This is a genomic window from Streptomyces sp. NPDC024017 (assembly GCF_040638895.1).
Taxonomy (GTDB): Bacteria; Actinomycetota; Actinomycetes; order Streptomycetales; family Streptomycetaceae; genus Streptomyces.
Map to the genome: position 1 here is coordinate 373,566 of NZ_JBEZYZ010000005.1, position 16,091 is coordinate 389,656.

Genomic DNA, 16,091 nt, shown 5'->3' on the forward strand with positions numbered 1-16,091 from the left:
CTCACGCCGGCCCGGGTCCCGCGCCGCGCTGTTTGTAGAGGCTGATCGAAACGGTTTTGTCCTTGTCCACGGCAGAGGAGACCTTGCCCGCGAGAGCGGACAGGACGGTCCAGGCGAAGGTGTCCCGCGAAGGGGCATGTCCGTCCGTGGTCGGTGCCGAGACGGTGACCTCGAGTGAGTCGTCGACGAGGCGGAAGACACAGCTGAGCACCGAGCCGGGCACGGCCTGCTGAAGCAGGATCGCGCAGGCCTCGTCCACCGCGATGCGCAGGTCCTCGATCTCGTCGAGGGTGAAGTCCAAACGGGCCGCGAGACCGGCCGTGGCCGTACGCAGCACCGACAGGTAGGCCCCCGCGGCCGGCAGCCGGACTTCGACGAAGTCCTGGGTCGCGGGCTCGCCTGCGATCTGGGACACCCTCACCTCCATGGTGGTACAAGCGTTTCAGGGCCGAGGGTCGCCCCCCGGGGGTAACGCGATACGTGGTTCAGCGGTGACGCTATCGCGCTCTCGACGGTCCTGTCCCCGGGACCCCAACCCCTTGTCGTCACTCACAGTAAACCTGTGGATACGCTCCGTGTCTAGGGGTTGGGCGGGCCCAAATGGGAAGAGCGCGCGCCGGGTTGACGTACCCAGACGTCAGACGGTCGAACCGTCCACCGCCGGGGTCCTGTCGTGTCACACCAGGACATGGTCCACGAAACACCAACGCCAGGTCTCCCCGGGCTCGTGAGTCCGCATCACGGGGTGACCGGACTCCTTATGATGCTCCGCCGCGTGCCGTCCCGGCGAGGAGTCGCAGCAGCCGACGTGACCGCAGCTGAGGCACAGCCGCAGTTGCACCGGATCCATGCCCTCCGCCAGGCACTCCGGACACGTCTCGCTGAGCGGGCCGGGTTCGGGGTGCGGCAGCGCGTCGGCGTGCGTGCACTGTTTCATGATTGCCAGGTTACGTCGGTCGGGTGGAAGACCGCGTCGAAAAACGAGGGCGGGCGAGAACGATGGACGTGATGCCACTGCTGCTGCTCGTGGCGGGCAGTGCCGCGATCGCCGCGGCCGCGCGCCGCACCCCGGTGCCGGCGCCGTTGCTGCTGGTGGCCGTGGCACTGGCGGTCAGCTACGTCCCTGGGGTGCCCGAGTACACGCTCGACCCGCACATCGTCCTGCCGCTCATCCTGCCCCCGCTGCTGCACACGGCCGCCACCGACAGCTCCTATCTCGACCTGCGGGCGCAGCTGCGGCCGGTCGCGATGCTGTCCGTCGGGTACGTGCTGTTCGCGACCTTCGTCGTCGGCTGGGCCCTGTACGTGATCGTGCCGGGCATGCCGCTGACCGCGGCGCTGGTCTTCGGGGCGGTGGTGGCGCCCCCGGACGCGGTCGCGGCGACGGCGGTGGCCCGCCGGGTCGGGCTTCCGTCGCGGATCACCACGATCCTCCAGGGCGAGTCCCTGCTGAACGACGCCACCGCGATCACCGCGTACCGGGTGGCCCTGGCCGCCGCCGTCGGCGAGGGCGCGACCTGGGCCGGGGGCATCGGCGAATTCCTGCTCGCGGCGGTCGGCGGCGTCGTGATGGGCCTGCTGCTGATGGCGCCGATCCACTGGCTGCGCACGCACGTGAAGGAGGCGCTGCCGCAGAACACGCTCTCCCTGCTGATCCCGTTCGTCGCGTACGCCGTCGCCGAGCAGGTGCACGCCTCCGGTGTCCTCGCGGTCGTGGTCGTCGCGCTCTACCTGGGGCACCGGGCGTGGGAGGTCGATTTCGCGACGCGTCTGCAGGAGGAGGCGGTCTGGAAGATGGTCGCCTTCGTCCTGGAGTCGGCGGTGTTCGCCCTGATCGGACTGCAGCTGCCGGTGGTCCTGAGGGGACTCGGGGAGTACGAGGGCGTCGAGGCCGCCTGGTACGCGGTCGCCGTCTTCCTGGTCGTCGTCGCGACCCGGTTCCTCTGGGTGTATCCCGCCACCTTCCTGCCGCGGCTGCTGTCGGCCCGGGTGCGGGAACGGGAGCAGAACCCGACCTGGAAGGGCCCGTTCGTCATCGCGTGGGCGGGGATGCGGGGCGTGGTCTCACTGGCCATCGCCTTCTCGATCCCGCTCACCATGCACGACGGCGAGGAGCCCTTCCCCCAGCGCAACCTCATCCTCTTCCTGACCTTCACGACCGTCATCGGGACCCTCGTCGTCCAGGGCCTGACCCTGCCCCCGCTGATCCGGCTGCTGAAGTTCCCCGGGCGGGACGCCCAGACCGAGACACTCGCCGAGGCCAACGCCCAGGCCCAGGCTTCCAGAGCCGCCGAGCGGCGCCTGGACGAGCTCCTGGCCGACGAACGCAACGCCCTGCCCACCCCGCTCGCCGACCGGCTGCGCATCGTCCTGGAGCGTCGCCGCAACGCCGTCTGGGAACGGCTCGGGCAGGCCAACCCCGTCACGGGGGAGTCCGTCGACGACACCTACCGGCGGTTGGCGCGGGAGATGATCAGCGCCGAGCGCGAGGTGTTCGTCAGGCTCCGGGACGGCCGCTACATCGACGACGAGATGCTGCGGACCCTGCTGCGCAGGCTGGACCTGGAGGAGGCGGCGGCCTTCCGAGAGGCGGCATGACGACGGGGCGGTGCCTCAGGCGAAGGGGCGGCGCCTCAGGGGAAGGGGCGGCCGGTGACCACGGCCGCCACTGCCGTCCCGCGCGGGAAGGCGCCTTCGCCGGCCAGGGTGACGAGTCCGTACAGCAGCTTGGCGACGTACAGACGCTCCACGGGCAGGCCGTGCCGGTGCTCGAAGTCCGCCGCGAAGGCATCGAGCTCGGCGGGCACGCGCGCGTAGCCGCCGAAATGGAAGCGGTCGTCCAGTCTCCAGGTGCCGCGCCGGCCACCGAAGGCCTCACGCTGCAGGGCTTCCGTCTCGGCGGCCAGGAAGCCGCCCTTGAGTACCGGCACGCCCAGGGCACGCTGGCCGGGAGCGAGACCGGCGGCCAGCCCCGCGAGCGTGCCGCCGGTGCCGCAGGGCACGGCGGCGACCTCGGAGCGGCCGCGCAGCTCGGCGCCCAGCGCCCGGCAGCCGCGTACGGCCTCGGCGTTGCTGCCGCCCTCGGGGACGACATACGCCTCCTCTGCGTCCGCCGCGACGAGGATGCCGGCCAGGGTTCGCGGCTCGGACTTGCGGCGGTAGGTCGCCCTGTCGACGAAGTGCAGCCGCATGCCGTCGGCCGTGCAGCGGGCCAGCGAGGGGTTGAGGGGCCGGCCGGCGAGCTCGTCGCCGCGTACGACACCGACCGTGGGGATGCCGAGCAGCCGGCCGGCCGCGGCCGTGGCGCGCAGGTGGTTGGACCAGGCGCCGCCGAAGGTGACGACGGTACGGCCGGCCGCCGCGGTCAGGTTCGGCGCGAGCTTGCGCCACTTGTTGCCGATCAGCTCCGGGTGGATCAGATCGTCCCGCTTCAGCAGCAGCCGCACGCCCCGGCGCTCGAACCGGCTGTCCACGACTTCCTGAACCGGCGAGGGCAGCCGGGGGCGCAGCACCGCGAGTCCGGGGGTGTCGGGGCTGGTCACCGGGCCATTGTCACCCGGGAGTGGGGGAGGTGGGGGCTCGGGGCTGACGCCGATCTCGGCGTCCGGGCACCCGGTCCGAGGCCCGGACCCGGGCCGTTTCCAGCGCCGTAACGGCCCCCCTCTGCCCAGTAGTAGGAAGATCCATTCCCGCTCTTTCGGGTAATAGCACCAAGACGTCGAGTGGGGAAGGCTTGCCCGTGCACATCGATGCCCGAGGCAATGGGCGTCGGTCACAACCGGGAGGGCAGTTCTCTATGTCGGTAGGCGAAGAGGTCCGTACGGAGCAGACCAAGCCGCAGCAGAGTCTCGGCACGGCGGCCGCGCGGAACCTGGCCACCACGACCAAGTCCGTGCCACAGATGCAGGAGATCAGCTCCCGCTGGCTGCTGCGGATGCTGCCGTGGGTCGACATCCAGGGTGGTACGTACCGGGTGAACCGGCGGCTGACGTTCGCCGTGGGCGACGGCCGGCTCACGTTCGTGAAGACCGGCGACCGTGTCGAGATCATCCCCGCGGAGCTGGGCGAGCTGCCGCCGCTGCGGTCGTACGAGGACGAGGAGGTGCTCTTCGAGATCGCCCGCCGCTGCGAGCAGCGGGAGATCGCGGCGGGCGACGTGATCGCGTCGTTCGGCAGCCCGGCCGACGAGGTGTACCTCCTGGCGCACGGCAGGGTCGAGAAAGTCGGCACGGGCCCCTACGGGGACGACGAGTCCCTCGCAGTCCTCGCCGACGGCGCCTACTTCGGCGACGACGCGCTGCTGAACGAGGACGCGATCTGGGAGTACACGGCCCGCGCCCTCACCGCGTGCACCGTGCTCGTGCTCCCCCGCCAGGAGTTCGAACAGGTCGCGGAGCGCTCGGACACCCTGCGCGAACACCTCCAGCAGCGCCGCGCGATCCCGTCGCAGCGCTCCAACAAGTACGGCGAGAAGGAGATCGACCTCTCCTCCGGGCACTCCGGCGAGCCGGACATCCCGCACACCTTCGTCGACTACGAGGCCCGGCCCCGCGAGTACGAACTGAGCGTCGCCCAGACCGTGCTGCGCATCCACACGCGCGTGGCCGACCTCTACAACAAGCCCATGAACCAGACCGAGCAGCAGATCCGGCTGACGGTCGAGGCGCTGAAGGAGCGCCAGGAGCACGAGCTCATCAACAACCGCGACTTCGGTCTCCTGCACAACTGCGAGTACGACCAGCGGATCCAGCCGCACGACGGCGTGCCCGGCCCGGACGACATGGACGAACTGCTCAGCAGGCGCCGCGGCACCAAGTTGCTGCTCGCCCACCCGCGCGCCATCTCCGCGTTCGGCCGCGAGCTCAACAAGCGCGGGTTGGTGCCCGAGACCATCGACATGGCGGGCAACCGCATTCCGACCTGGCGCGGTGTGCCGATCTTCCCGTGCAACAAGATCCCGGTCTCGGACGCCCGTACGACGTCGATCATCGCGCTGCGTACCGGCGAGGCAGACCAGGGCGTCATCGGCCTGCGCGCCTCCGGCATCCCGGACGAGATCGAGCCGAGCCTGTCGGTGCGCTTCATGGGCATCAACGAACAGGCCATCATCAAGTACCTGGTCACGGCCTACTACTCGGCTGCGGTCCTGGTACCGGACGCGCTCGGCGTCCTGGAGAACGTCGAGATCGGCCGCTGGCAGTGACGCTCCCGGTATGCCGGCCGTGTCCCCGCCCCTCGGGGCGGGTACATCCTCGGGGTACGCGCCCAGCGGCAGCGGAAGCGCCACCGTCCGCTCATACTCCGAGGCGGTCCCATGGGTGAGTCCCTCACGGAGTCCAGGACGGAGACGACGCTGCCCGCCCCCGGTGGGCAGCGCGGCGCCGAGCCCCGGCAGACGCCCGGGGCTCAGGAAAGACGGGTGCCCATCGGGACGCAGCGGGACGGCGGGCCGGCACCGGCCGACGGGCACGAGGCGGTCACGCTGCTGGAGCGGGCACGGGCGGAGGTCGACCCGGTGCTGCGGGCCGCGCTCGGCTCGCTGCCCGGCCCGATGCGGCGGATCGCGCTCTACCACTTCGGCTGGGAGCAGGCCGACGGTACCCCGGCGGAGGGAGGCTCCGGCAAGGCGATCCGGCCCGCGCTGGTCCTCGCCGCGGCGGCCGCTCTCGGCGGGCCCGAGGCGCGGGCGGGGGCGGCTCGGGCAGCCGCCGCGGTGGAGCTGGTCCACAACTTCACGCTGCTGCACGACGACGTGATGGACCGGGACACGACCCGCCGCCACCGCCCCACCGCGTGGACCGTGTTCGGTGACGCCGACGCGATCCTCGCCGGGGACACGCTGCAGGCACTGGCCCTGCGGCTGCTCGCCCAGGACCCGCACCCGGCCTCCCCGGCCGCCGCCGTCCGGCTCGCGGACTGCGTGGTCGAACTGTGCGCGGGGCAGCACGCGGACACGGCCATGGAGCGGTGCGCCCCCGCGGAGGTCACGCTCGACGAGGTGCTCGCCATGGCCGAGGCCAAGACGGGCGCTCTGCTCGGGAGCGCCTGCGCGATCGGCGGACTGTACGCGGGCGCCTCGGAAGCGGAAGTGGCGGCGCTGGACGCGTTCGGCCGGGAGGCCGGGCTCGCCTTCCAGCTCATCGACGACGTCATCGGCATATGGGGCGACCCGCGCCGCACCGGCAAGCCCGTCGGTGCCGACCTGGCGGCCCGCAAGAAGTCGCTGCCGGTGGTGGCGGCTTTCGCCTCCGGCACACCGGCGGCGGCCGAACTCGCCGAACTGTACGCGCGACCCAGCGAGAAGGAGGACCTGGACCACATCGCCCTGACCGTGGAGCGCGCGGGCGGCCGTGACTGGGCGCAGGGACAGGCGGCCGACCGGATGGCACGGGCGATGCAGCAGCTGGCCCGAGCGGTGCCGGACCCGGAGGCGGCGGGCGGTCTGCTGGCACTCGCCGAGTTCGTCACGCGGCGCACCAGTTGACGGCCCGCAGCAGCAGACGACCAGCAGCAGACACCCGCGTCGGTCGGCGGCCCGCAGCGGTTGCCGGCCGACGGCAGTCAACGGCCGCAGCGGTGGTGCTGCGATCAGTCGTCGACCACCGGCGGCCGATGACCGACCGCAGGTGCCGGCCGTCAGCGCCGATGGCCGGCAGCAGAGGTCGCCCGTGAGCGCCGACGACCGACCGCAGGTGTCGGCCCTCAGCGCAGATGGCCGGCCGCAGTAGACGACCGTCAGCAGTCGACGGCCGGCATCGGCCGGCGAGAGGCAGCATCAGCGACGCCCCTTCGGGCGACCGAAGGGCAGACCCCCGGAGCGCCGGGGCCGTGCGGCTCCTGACACCGCACGGCCACCGGCCTCCGGTCGGCGGGTCCCGCACTGCCCCACGGTGTGCGGGGCCCACCCCCTTCCCGTATCCGTCGAGTTTGGGCAAACGTTCGATCGAATCCCGCCAAGCTCCTGCCCGGCTCCCCCGGGGAGGGCCAACCCCCCTACGATCAACGCCCGTCGGGACGAGCGAAGGGGCGGGGCATGGGTGTGGCCATCCGAACGGCGGGCGAAGAGGACAGGGAGCTGATCGTCCGGCTTCTGGACGAGGCGTTCCAGGACGACCCCGTGAGCGGGTGGGTCTTCCCCGGCCTGGAGGACCGCCGTGCCAAGCACCCCGGGCTCATGGCCGCCTTCACCGACATCGTGCTCGCGGCCGGTCGCATAGACGTCACCGAGGACGGCTCGGCCTGCGCCCTGTGGCTCTCCATGCCCGCCGACGAGGGCCACGACGACCACGACGCCGAGGACGAAGGCCCTGCCCAGGTGCGGGAGGCCGTGGACCCGGACAACGAGCGCATCGAGACGATCGGCCGGCTGACGGCCGCCGTCCATCCCACCGGACGGGCCCACGAGTACCTGTGGATGATCGGTGTGGCCCCCGGCCGCCAGGGCGAGGGCCTCGGCACCGCGCTGATCGAGGCCGTCCTCGAACGCTGCGACCGAGAGGGCCTGCCCGCCTACCTGGAGGCCAGCAGCGCCCGCAGCCGCGAACTGTACGAGCGGCTCGGCTTCGAGCCCGCCGGCCCGGTTCTCGACCTCCCGGACGGCCCGGCGATGTGGCCCCTGTGGCGCGAGCCCAGGCCGCACCGGCCCGCCTAGGGGGTCTTACGGCGCCACCGCGACAACCAGTCGGTGGGGCGTGCCGGGCCTCGCGGGCAGGCCGTCGCGACAGGCGCTAGGTCTCGTCCGCCCGGCCCTCCTCCGGCAGCACCGTCGCCACGATCCGCTCCACCAGTCCGTCCGGCACGCCCACGCCGGGCAGGACGCCCTCCAGCACGCCCGGCAGGGTCAGATGCTCAAGGAGCAGCCCGAGCATGGCCAGATACAGCACGGCGACGGACTCGTCACCGCCGGGCAGCCCGGCGGTGCGGTGGAACTCCATGGCCTCCTCGAGGTCCCCGCGCACCGACGTGGTGTAGGAGGCCAGCAGTTCGGGGCGCCGGGTGGCCTCCAGACGTAGCTCCATGAGGGCCAGATAGCCCGTGCGGTCGCGGGTCGCGCGGGCCATGAGGTCGTGCATGAAGGCCGTCACCAGCGAGCGGTCCTTCGGCCGGGTCATCAGGTCGGCGACCACGTCGGGGTCGGGTGCGAGCCGTACGTGCAGCCGGGTGTCGATCTGGCGCAGCAGGTCGGCGCGACCGGTGAAGTAGTTGGAGGCGGTGCCCACGGGCACCCCGGCCTCCGCGTCCACCGCGCGGAACGTCAGCCCGCGCGCCCCCTCGCGCGCGAGCACCTCGACACCGGCGTCGACGAGCGCGGCCCGGCGCCCGGGGTTGCTGACCATGCGGAGTCCCTTCTCCCACTTTCGACTGATCGCCGAAAATCTCTTGCAACCACTACGTCAGGAGTACTACAACTGAAGTCGTTACAGCGGCAGCCTACGAAAAGAGACCGGCTTGCGAAAGCTCACGTACTTCATCGCCTGTTCCCTCGACGGCTTCATCGGCGACCCGGACGGCGACGCATCGGCGATGCTCCGTTTCGTCGACGAGGAGTTCCTCGCCTTCCTGAAGGCGGAATACCCGGAGACCATGGCCACCCACGGCCGCCGGGCCCTCGGCCTCGACGACCTGCAGAACAAGCGGTTCGACACCATCATCCAGGGGCGGGGCAGCTACGACTTGGCCCTGAAGGAAGACATCACCAGCCCTTACGCCCACCTGCGCGAGTACGTCGCCTCCAGCACCCTGAAGGAGTCGCCCGACCCGAACGTCGAGATCATCGCGGACGACCTGGTCGGCAGGGTCCGCGAACTGAAGGCGGAGGAGAGTGAGTTCGGCATCTACCTGTGCGGCGGCTCGAAGGTCGCAGGGGAACTGATCGACGAGATCGACGAGCTCGTCATCAAGGCCTACCCGCTCGTGTACGGCACGGGCATGCCGATGTTCGGCTCCGGGTTCGCGATCTCGGAGTTCACCCTGGAATCGGTGCGCACGTTCGGTAACGGCGCGGTGGTGCGCACGTACAGCAGGAAGCGCTGAGCCTCCGACCGGCCTACCCTGAGGACATGGGCAGCGAAGGACACGTCTGTCCGGCCTGCGGACAGCCAGTGGAAACAGTGGTCCGGCGCCACAAGACGCTGGGCGCGTGGGTGCCGCGGTGGATGGCGGGCCCGTGCCACAACCCCGCGTGCGGGGCCTACGACGCGGAGGGCGCCGACAGCGGCTACGCGGGCGAGGGCACCCGGCCCGGGGAAGGTGACCGGCTCGCCGAAGACCCCAGGCCCGCCGAGCAGGCCCGGCCCGCCGGGAACGCCCGCGACGCCGGCGAGGCCCGGCCCGCCGGGGGCACCGCCCCGTCTGCCACGACCCCGCCCGAACCGGCTCCAGGAGAATCCGCCGCGAAGAATTCCTGAGCCCGTGTCGAGATGCGCGGCCCGGCTCCGACGTCCCCTGTGAAGAGCCGCCCACCGGGCGGTGAGAGCCGAAGGAGCGGACCGATGAAGTACCTGGTCATGGTGCAGGGCACACAGGCGGACTACGAAGCCATGCGCGGCAAGGCGTCGGCGAACTCCCCGGCCTGGAGCGAGGAGGAGCTGCAGACCATGTTCGCCTACATGGGCGCCATCAACGACGACCTCTCCGAGAGCGGCGAGCTCGTCGACGGGCAGGGCCTGGCCGAGCCGGCGCAGACCCGGCACGTCACCCTCGGTGACGACGGCAAGGCCGTGATCACCGACGGGCCGTACAGCGAGACCAAGGAGCTGCTGGCCGGCTACTGGGTCCTGGAGTGCGAGAGCCTGGAGCGGGTCACGGAGATCGCCGACCGCGTCTCCCGCTGCCCCCAGCCGGCCGGTGCCCCCGCATACCCGGTCGTGATCCGCCCGATCATGGACGGTTCCGGGGACATCTGACGAACCGGCCGACGCCGACGGACACGCTGGTGAGGAGCACGCCCGAGATCGAGGACCTGCTGCGCGGCAACGCGCCGCAGGTCCTCGGCGCGCTGGTCAGACGGTACGGGCACTTCGACGCCGCCGAGGACGCGGTGCAGGAGGCGCTGCTCGCGGCGGCCGGGCAGTGGCCCTCGGCGGGCGTGCCCGGCAATCCGCGCGGCTGGCTGATCAAGGTCGCCTCGCGGCGCCTCACCGACGCCCTGCGCAGCGATCAGGCCCGGAGGCAGCGCGAGGAGCGGGCGGCCGCGCTCACGCCCCGGGACGCCTTCACGGCACCGCCACCCGGGGAGCGGGCACCCCGCGAGGACGACACGCTCTCGCTGCTGTTCCTGTGCTGCCATCCGGACCTGTCGCCGCCCGCGCAGATCGCGCTCACGCTGCGCGCCGTGGGCGGTCTGACCACAGCGGAGATCGCCCGGGCGTATCTCGTCCCGGAGGCGACCATGGCGCAGCGGGTCAGCCGGGCCAAGCAGAAGGTGCGGGGCGTGCGCTTCGGGCGCCCGGACCGCTGGGAGCAGCGGCTGCCGTCCGTCCTGCAGACCCTCTACCTGATCTTCAACGAGGGCTACACGGCGACCTCCGGCGCCGCGCTGCAGCGCCGCGACCTCGCGGGCGAGGCCGTGCGGCTGACCCGCACGGTCCACCGGCTGCTGCCCGGCGACTGCGAGGTGGCCGGGCTGCTCGCACTGATGCTGCTCACCGACGCCCGGCGCGACGCGCGCAGCGGTCCGCACGGCGAGCTGATCCCCCTCGACGAGCAGGACCGCGACCGTTGGGACGAACCCGCGATCGAGGAGGGCGTCGAGCTGGTCACCCGGGCCCTGTCCCGGGGCCGCCCGGGGCCGTTCCAACTGCGGGCCGCGATCGCCGCCGTGCACGACGAGGCATCCTCGCCCGAGGCGACCGACTGGGCCGAGATCCTTGGCCTGTACGACGTCCTCGTCGGCCTGGTCCCCGGCCCGGTCGAACGCCTCAACCGCGCGGTCGCCGTCGCCATGGTCCACGGCCCGCGCGCGGCACTCGCCGAAGTGGACGCCTTGGTCGACGAGTTGACGGGCCACCGCCTGGAGGCCGTACGAGGCCACCTCCTGGAGCGCGCGGGCGAGCCCGAAGCCGCCCGGGCCGCTTACGAGTCGGCGGCCGCGCAGACCCTCAGCCTGCCCGAGCAGCGCTATCTCCGGGCCAGGGCGGCGCGGTTGTGCGACTAGCGTGTGGGACATGGGCAGACCGGGGGAGCGGCGTCGCCGTGTGTGGCGCCTGGTGGTGATCGTGTGGTTGCTGGCCGTGGCCGTCGCGGGCGGGCTGACACTGTGGATGCAGGACTCGACGGAGCCTCGGGGGCCGTACGTGTGGGAGGAGACGAATCCCGACGAGCCACCGGACCTGCCGCCCTGTCCGAGGCCCGAGGAGGCCGGGGCGTCCGCCTGTGCGTATGCCGACCTGCACTAGCCGCGCGGCCCGCCCGTCACCGGGTCCCGGGTCGTCAGGCAGTACGTGCCGCCCGCCGGGTCGCGCATCACCGTCCAGCGGGAGAAGCCGGCCACGAAGGCGGCCCCGAGCTCCTCGTGCCGTGCCCGGGTCGCCGCGACGTCCGCGCAGGCGAGGTCGAGGTGGGCGGAGGCCGGGCGTTCCTCACCGAGGCGTTGCAGGAGCAGACGGACCGGCAGGCCGGGCGGCGGCTTGACCACGTGGAACTCCGGGAGGGCGCCCGGCAGCGACTCCCAGCCGTCGAGCAGCGCGCTCCAGAAGGCGACTTCCTTCCCGTAGGCCGAGGGCGGGACGTCCAGGCACACCTGGTCGAGCCGGCTGCCCCGCACCACGCCCGGCCGTGACGACTGCCCGCGCCAGGGGTCCGCGCAGAACAACTGCCCGCCGGGCGAACGCAGCACGACGAGCGACCCGAGGTCGGCCACCACGCTCGCACCGAACCGAACCGCCGTGGCGGCGAACTCCGGGACGTCGTCCACGCAGAAGTCGATGTGCGCGCCGCCGGAACCCGGACCGACCGCCTGCACCTTCACGCACGCGTCGGCGCCGTCGGGGAGCAGAGTGCCGAACTCGTCGTGCTCCCCGCGCAGTTCGGACAGGCGGGTGTCCGTGACCGCCGTCCAGAAGTCGCAGGCGGCACCGAAGGCCTCACGCGGGCGGTCGATGAAGGCGTACGTCCAGCTGATCCTCATGGGCGCGATCGTAGAGGGCGCGCTCCACCGCCACCTGCGTGAACCTTGACCAACCCTTGCCGCACCGTTCCCCGTCCATTGGCCGGCGCTTGTTTGCATTCAGCAATGGACCACATCACGTTCCTCGTGGCGGTCGTCATCGTCACCGCACTCGCCTTCGACTTCACCAACGGTTTCCACGACACGGCGAACGCGATGGCCACGTCCATCGCCACCGGCGCGCTCGCTCCCCGTACGGCGGTCCTGATCAGCGGTGTCCTCAACGTCGTCGGTGCCTTTCTGTCCACCGAGGTCGCCAGGACCATCTCGGGCGGCATCGTGGACGACACCCTCGTCTCCCCGGGCATGATCTTCGCGGGGCTGGTCGGCGCGATCCTGTGGAATCTGCTGACCTGGCTGGTCGGTCTGCCCTCAAGCTCCTCGCACGCCCTGTTCGGCGGGCTGATCGGGGCCGTGTGGGTCGGGGCGGGCAGCCAGGGCGTCGACTTCGACAAGGTCGTCGAGAAGGTGCTGGTGCCGGCGGTGGCCTCACCGATCGTGGCCGGTGTCGCCGCGCTGCTCGCCACCTACCTCGCCTACCGGCTCACCGACCGGGCCAGCAAGGACTCCGTCACCAAGGGCTTCCGCATCGGACAGATCGCCTCCGCCTCGCTGGTCTCCCTCGCCCACGGCACCAACGACGCGCAGAAGACCATGGGCGTCATCACCCTCACCCTGATCTCGGCCGGCGCGCTCGGCCACGACGCGGGCCCGCCGCTGTGGGTCATCGCGTCCGCGGGACTCGCCATCGGCCTGGGAACCTACCTGGGCGGCTGGCGGATCATCCGCACCATGGGCAAGGGCCTCACCGAGATCCAGTCGCCGCAGGGCTTCGCGGCCGAGACCGCCTCCACGACCGTCATCCTGACCTCCGCCCACCTCGGATTCGCCCTGTCCACCACCCAGGTGGCCTCGGGCAGCATCCTCGGCGCGGGTCTCGGGCGCCGGCTCGCGCAGGTCCGCTGGGGCGTCGCGGGCCGGATGGCGGTCGCCTGGATGGTCACCCTGCCCGCCGCCGCGCTGGTCGGGGGGCTGGCCGCCGCGGTCGTGCAGAACGGCGGGGATCTCGGCACGGCGGTCGTCGCGCTGGTCGGCGCGGCCCTGGCCGCGGGCATCGTGGTCATCTCGCGCCGCAACCCGGTGCACGCGCACAACGTCAACGACGCACACGAAGTCAGTATCCGCACCGAGCCGCCGGCCAAGGTCGGCACGGCCGCCTGACCGACAGGAGCCGCACATGCATCTGGACTGGACCGCACTCGGCCGGGTCGCCGCGGTGAGCGTCGGCGCCACCGTCACCGTGGTCGTCGTCTTCGCCCTCGGTGTCCTCGGCCTCGCCCGGCTGGAGGGCACCCGCGCACAGCAGGGCGGCACCTCCGCCCTCGGCCTCACCCAGGCAACCCTGTGCTTCCTGGCCTGCGCGGCCGTGGTGGGGTACGGGATCTACCTGATCGTCCCTCAGCTCCACTCGTGGCAGGTGTTCCACTGACAGCGCCCACGACGAAGGGGCCCGGCCGGTTCTCGGTCGGGCCCCTTCGCCGTACGAAGGCGGTCAGGCCTTCTTGGTCTCCCAGAAGATCTTGTCGATCTGGGCGATGTAGTCCAGCGCCTTCTGGCCGGTGGCCGGGTCGGTCGAGCCCTTGGCGGCCGAGAGGGCCTTCAGGGTGTCGTTGACCAGCTGGTGCAGCTCCGGGTACTTCTCGAAGTGCGGGGGCTTGAAGTAGTCGCTCCAGAGCACCGAGACGTGGTGCTTCGCGAGCTCGGCACGCTGCTCCTTGATGACGGTGGCGCGCGCCTGGAAGTGCGGGTCGTCGTTGGCGGCCATCTTCTCCTGCACGGCCTTCACCGACTCCGCCTCGATGCGGGCCTGGGCGGGGTCGTACACACCGCAGGGAAGGTCGCAGTGCGCACTGACCTTGACCTTGGGGGCAAACAGGCGGGAAAGCATGGAGCATTCCTTCCTCGTGATCGTCTTCTCACAGGGGACATTACTCCGTGGGGGACGGCTTTTCGCGGGTGCCCCCATGGGCTTAGGACAAAAGTCCGGGGTGAGACTGAGACTGGTGGACGAAGAACCGGGGAGGTGCCGGGTGATGCCGGAGCTGTCGCAGGAGTCCGAGCGGGGGCGGCCGGCCCCCTTCGGGGTGGCCGAGGTGACCGGGCCGTCCATGGTGCCCACGCTGTACCACGGGGACCGGCTCCTGGTGCACTACGGGGCGCGGGTCAGGCCCGGTGACGTCGTCGTGCTGCGGCACCCCTTCCAGCAGGACCTGCTGGTCGTCAAGCGGGTCGCCCAGCGGCGCGAGAGCGGCTGGTGGGTGCTCGGGGACAACACCTACGCCGGCGGCGACAGCACCGACTACGGCGTCGTGCCCGACGACCTGGTGCTGGGGCGGGTCCGGTTCCGTTACCGGCCGCGCAGGTCCGGCCGGCGGTCGCCCTGGGCGCTGGTGGGCTGGGCGCTGTCGGCCGCCAGGCCCGTCCTCTCCGACCGGTCCGCCTCCAGGCGTTTGCGGGCGCGGTAGGCCGCCACGTTGGCGCGGGTCGCGCAGCGGTCGGAGCAGTAGCGCCGGGAGCGGTTGGTGGAGGTGTCGAGGTAGGCGTTGCGGCAGGGCGCGGCCTCGCACAGGCCGAGGCGGTCCACGCCGTACTCGGTCAGGTGGAACGCCAGGCCCATCGCCGCGATCGCCGCGTAGCCCGCGGTCGCGTTCGACGGGTGGTCCGCCAGATGCATGTGCCACAGGGGCCGGCCGTCGTCGTCGCGGAAGTCGTGCCCGGAGATCTGCGGGCTCACCGGGAACTCCAGCAGCAGTGAGTTCAGCAGGTCGACGGCGAGCCTCTCGTCGCCGGTGTCGGCCGCCTCGAAGACCGCGCGCAGCCGGGCCCGGACCGAGCGGAAGCGGGTGACGTCCGCGTCGGTGGCGCGGCGGGCCGCCGACTGGCTGGGCCCGAACAGATCGCGGACGACCTCGACCGACGTCAGGGCGTCCTTGCCCCGGGCCGGTTCCTCGGTGTTGACGAGGCGCACGGCATAGTCCGAGTAATAGGCCAGTTCCACTTGTAGTCCTTACGGAGGGGCTTTATGGTCGTGAGCGCGCACGTGTAACAGCTGATGGTGCTTCCAGGGTATTACGAGGGAGGGGCTCGATGACGGACGCCGACATCACCACGGCCACCGCCGACTGGCACGCCTGGCAGAAGAGCTGGGACCGGCAGCAGGAGTGGTACCTGCCCGACCGCGAGGAGCGGTTCCGGATCATGCTCGACATGGTCGAGGCCCTCGTGGGCACCGCCCCGCGCGTCCTCGACCTCGCCTGCGGCACGGGCAGCATCACGGCTCGGCTGCTGGCCCGCTTCCCGGACGCCACCAGCACCGGCGTGGACCTCGACCCGGCGCTCCTCGCCATCGCCGAGGGCACCTTCGCGGGCGACGACCGGGTCGGCCTCGTCACCGCCGACCTCAAGGACCCCGACTGGCCGGCGAAGCTGCCGCACGACTCGTACGACGCCGTCCTGACCGCGACGGCCCTGCACTGGCTGCACCGGGAACCCCTCGCGGACCTCTACGGCCAGGTCGCGGGGCTCGTCCGCGCCGGCGGTGTCTTCATGAACGCGGACCACATGATCGACGAGTCGACGCCGCGGATCAACGCCGCCGAGCGGGCGCAGCGCCACGCCCGCATGGAACAGGCCAGGGAATCCGGTGTCCTCGGCTGGACGGAGTGGTGGCAGCTCGCCGCCAAGGACCCGGTCCTCGCCGAACCCACGGCCCGGCGCTACGAGATCTACGGCGACCACGCCGACGGTGACATGCCGTCGGTCCAGTGGCACGCGCGCGTGCTGCGCGAGAAGGGGTTCGGCGAGGCCAGGCCGGTGTGGTGCTCGCCCTCGGACACCCTGCTGCTCGCCATGAAGTAGACCGCGC

General features: G+C 71.8%; 20 protein-coding genes. 13 read left to right on the forward strand and 7 right to left on the reverse strand.

The features are described from left to right. Position 1: 1 nt before the first annotated feature. The gene (locus AB0G20_RS15940) at positions 2-415 is read right to left on the reverse strand and encodes a hypothetical protein (protein WP_003992877.1); all 414 of its coding nucleotides are present in this window, start codon (positions 413-415) and stop codon (positions 2-4) included. A 261-nt stretch (positions 416-676) separates the two neighbouring features. Next, the gene (locus tag AB0G20_RS15945; protein ID WP_053672413.1) at positions 677-937 is read right to left on the reverse strand and encodes a UBP-type zinc finger domain-containing protein; all 261 of its coding nucleotides are present in this window, start codon (positions 935-937) and stop codon (positions 677-679) included. Positions 938-999: 62 nt separating this feature from the next. Here AB0G20_RS15945 and AB0G20_RS15950 point away from each other — a divergent pair, with 62 nt between their 5' ends. After that, positions 1,000-2,598, forward strand: a complete 1,599-nt coding sequence (locus AB0G20_RS15950; RefSeq protein WP_361301858.1) for a Na+/H+ antiporter — start codon at positions 1,000-1,002, stop codon at positions 2,596-2,598. A 35-nt stretch (positions 2,599-2,633) separates the two neighbouring features. Here AB0G20_RS15950 and AB0G20_RS15955 read toward each other — a convergent pair whose 3' ends face one another. Continuing rightward, positions 2,634-3,542 (reverse strand): pyridoxal-phosphate dependent enzyme, encoded by a 909-nt coding sequence (locus AB0G20_RS15955; RefSeq protein WP_361301861.1) that lies wholly within the window; start codon positions 3,540-3,542, stop codon positions 2,634-2,636. 254 nt (positions 3,543-3,796) lie between these two features. On the opposite strand from AB0G20_RS15955, the gene AB0G20_RS15960 reads away from it, so the two are divergent. The 3 genes from AB0G20_RS15960 to AB0G20_RS15970 all read left to right on the forward strand — a co-directional run bounded on the left by AB0G20_RS15960 (position 3,797) and on the right by AB0G20_RS15970 (position 7,651). Next, entirely contained in the window at positions 3,797-5,203 is a 1,407-nt protein-coding gene (locus AB0G20_RS15960; protein ID WP_361301864.1) for a family 2B encapsulin nanocompartment shell protein, read from the forward strand. 111 nt (positions 5,204-5,314) lie between these two features. Continuing rightward, complete coding sequence (locus AB0G20_RS15965; RefSeq protein ID WP_361301867.1) at positions 5,315-6,484, forward strand: family 2 encapsulin nanocompartment cargo protein polyprenyl transferase; 1,170 nt, start codon at positions 5,315-5,317, stop codon at positions 6,482-6,484. Positions 6,485-7,033: 549 nt separating this feature from the next. Continuing rightward, positions 7,034-7,651 carry a GNAT family N-acetyltransferase gene (locus AB0G20_RS15970; RefSeq protein ID WP_361301870.1) on the forward strand — a complete coding sequence of 206 codons (618 nt, stop codon included), beginning with the start codon at positions 7,034-7,036 and terminating at the stop codon, positions 7,649-7,651. Between the two features lie 76 nt (positions 7,652-7,727). On the opposite strand, the gene AB0G20_RS15975 is transcribed toward AB0G20_RS15970, so the two are convergent. After that, positions 7,728-8,336 (reverse strand): TetR family transcriptional regulator, encoded by a 609-nt coding sequence (locus AB0G20_RS15975; protein WP_361301873.1) that lies wholly within the window; start codon positions 8,334-8,336, stop codon positions 7,728-7,730. Between the two features lie 112 nt (positions 8,337-8,448). Between AB0G20_RS15975 and AB0G20_RS15980 the strand changes: the two genes are divergently transcribed. From AB0G20_RS15980 to AB0G20_RS16000, 5 genes are all read left to right on the forward strand, one after another. Then, positions 8,449-9,033 (forward strand): dihydrofolate reductase family protein, encoded by a 585-nt coding sequence (locus AB0G20_RS15980; RefSeq protein WP_361301876.1) that lies wholly within the window; start codon positions 8,449-8,451, stop codon positions 9,031-9,033. A 26-nt stretch (positions 9,034-9,059) separates the two neighbouring features. Then, positions 9,060-9,407, forward strand: coding sequence for a hypothetical protein (locus AB0G20_RS15985; protein WP_361302452.1), 348 nt, complete (start codon positions 9,060-9,062; stop codon positions 9,405-9,407). An 84-nt stretch (positions 9,408-9,491) separates the two neighbouring features. Beyond that, positions 9,492-9,905 (forward strand): YciI family protein, encoded by a 414-nt coding sequence (locus AB0G20_RS15990; protein ID WP_361301879.1) that lies wholly within the window; start codon positions 9,492-9,494, stop codon positions 9,903-9,905. 29 nt (positions 9,906-9,934) lie between these two features. After that, positions 9,935-11,155, forward strand: a complete 1,221-nt coding sequence (locus tag AB0G20_RS15995) for a sigma-70 family RNA polymerase sigma factor (RefSeq protein WP_361301882.1) — start codon at positions 9,935-9,937, stop codon at positions 11,153-11,155. Positions 11,156-11,165: 10 nt separating this feature from the next. After that, a complete protein-coding gene (locus AB0G20_RS16000; protein ID WP_361301885.1) occupies positions 11,166-11,396 on the forward strand; it encodes a hypothetical protein in 231 nt (76 codons plus the stop codon). Here the strand turns inward: AB0G20_RS16000 and AB0G20_RS16005 are convergent. Continuing rightward, positions 11,393-12,127: a VOC family protein gene (locus AB0G20_RS16005; protein ID WP_361301888.1), complete on the reverse strand. Its 735-nt coding sequence runs from the start codon at positions 12,125-12,127 to the stop codon at positions 11,393-11,395. The two genes, AB0G20_RS16000 and AB0G20_RS16005, sit on opposite strands and share 4 nt — an antisense overlap. 105 nt (positions 12,128-12,232) lie before the next feature. Here AB0G20_RS16005 and AB0G20_RS16010 point away from each other — a divergent pair, with 105 nt between their 5' ends. Together AB0G20_RS16010 and AB0G20_RS16015 are read left to right on the forward strand one after the other, a co-directional pair. Further along, positions 12,233-13,387, forward strand: coding sequence for an inorganic phosphate transporter (locus AB0G20_RS16010; RefSeq protein ID WP_361301891.1), 1,155 nt, complete (start codon positions 12,233-12,235; stop codon positions 13,385-13,387). A 16-nt stretch (positions 13,388-13,403) separates the two neighbouring features. Then, positions 13,404-13,655, forward strand: a complete 252-nt coding sequence (locus AB0G20_RS16015; RefSeq protein WP_361301894.1) for a hypothetical protein — start codon at positions 13,404-13,406, stop codon at positions 13,653-13,655. Between the two features lie 63 nt (positions 13,656-13,718). Here AB0G20_RS16015 and sodN read toward each other — a convergent pair whose 3' ends face one another. After that, complete coding sequence (sodN, locus tag AB0G20_RS16020; protein ID WP_031140564.1) at positions 13,719-14,114, reverse strand: superoxide dismutase, Ni; 396 nt, start codon at positions 14,112-14,114, stop codon at positions 13,719-13,721. Between the two features lie 145 nt (positions 14,115-14,259). Between sodN and sodX the strand changes: the two genes are divergently transcribed. Beyond that, positions 14,260-14,691, forward strand: coding sequence for a nickel-type superoxide dismutase maturation protease (sodX, locus tag AB0G20_RS16025; protein ID WP_361301898.1), 432 nt, complete (start codon positions 14,260-14,262; stop codon positions 14,689-14,691). Here the strand turns inward: sodX and AB0G20_RS16030 are convergent. After that, positions 14,574-15,224: a CGNR zinc finger domain-containing protein gene (locus AB0G20_RS16030; RefSeq protein ID WP_361301901.1), complete on the reverse strand. Its 651-nt coding sequence runs from the start codon at positions 15,222-15,224 to the stop codon at positions 14,574-14,576. The genes sodX and AB0G20_RS16030 overlap by 118 nt on opposite strands. 89 nt (positions 15,225-15,313) lie before the next feature. Between AB0G20_RS16030 and AB0G20_RS16035 the strand changes: the two genes are divergently transcribed. Next, positions 15,314-16,084, forward strand: a complete 771-nt coding sequence (locus AB0G20_RS16035; RefSeq protein WP_361301904.1) for a class I SAM-dependent methyltransferase — start codon at positions 15,314-15,316, stop codon at positions 16,082-16,084. Positions 16,085-16,091 lie beyond the last annotated feature (7 nt).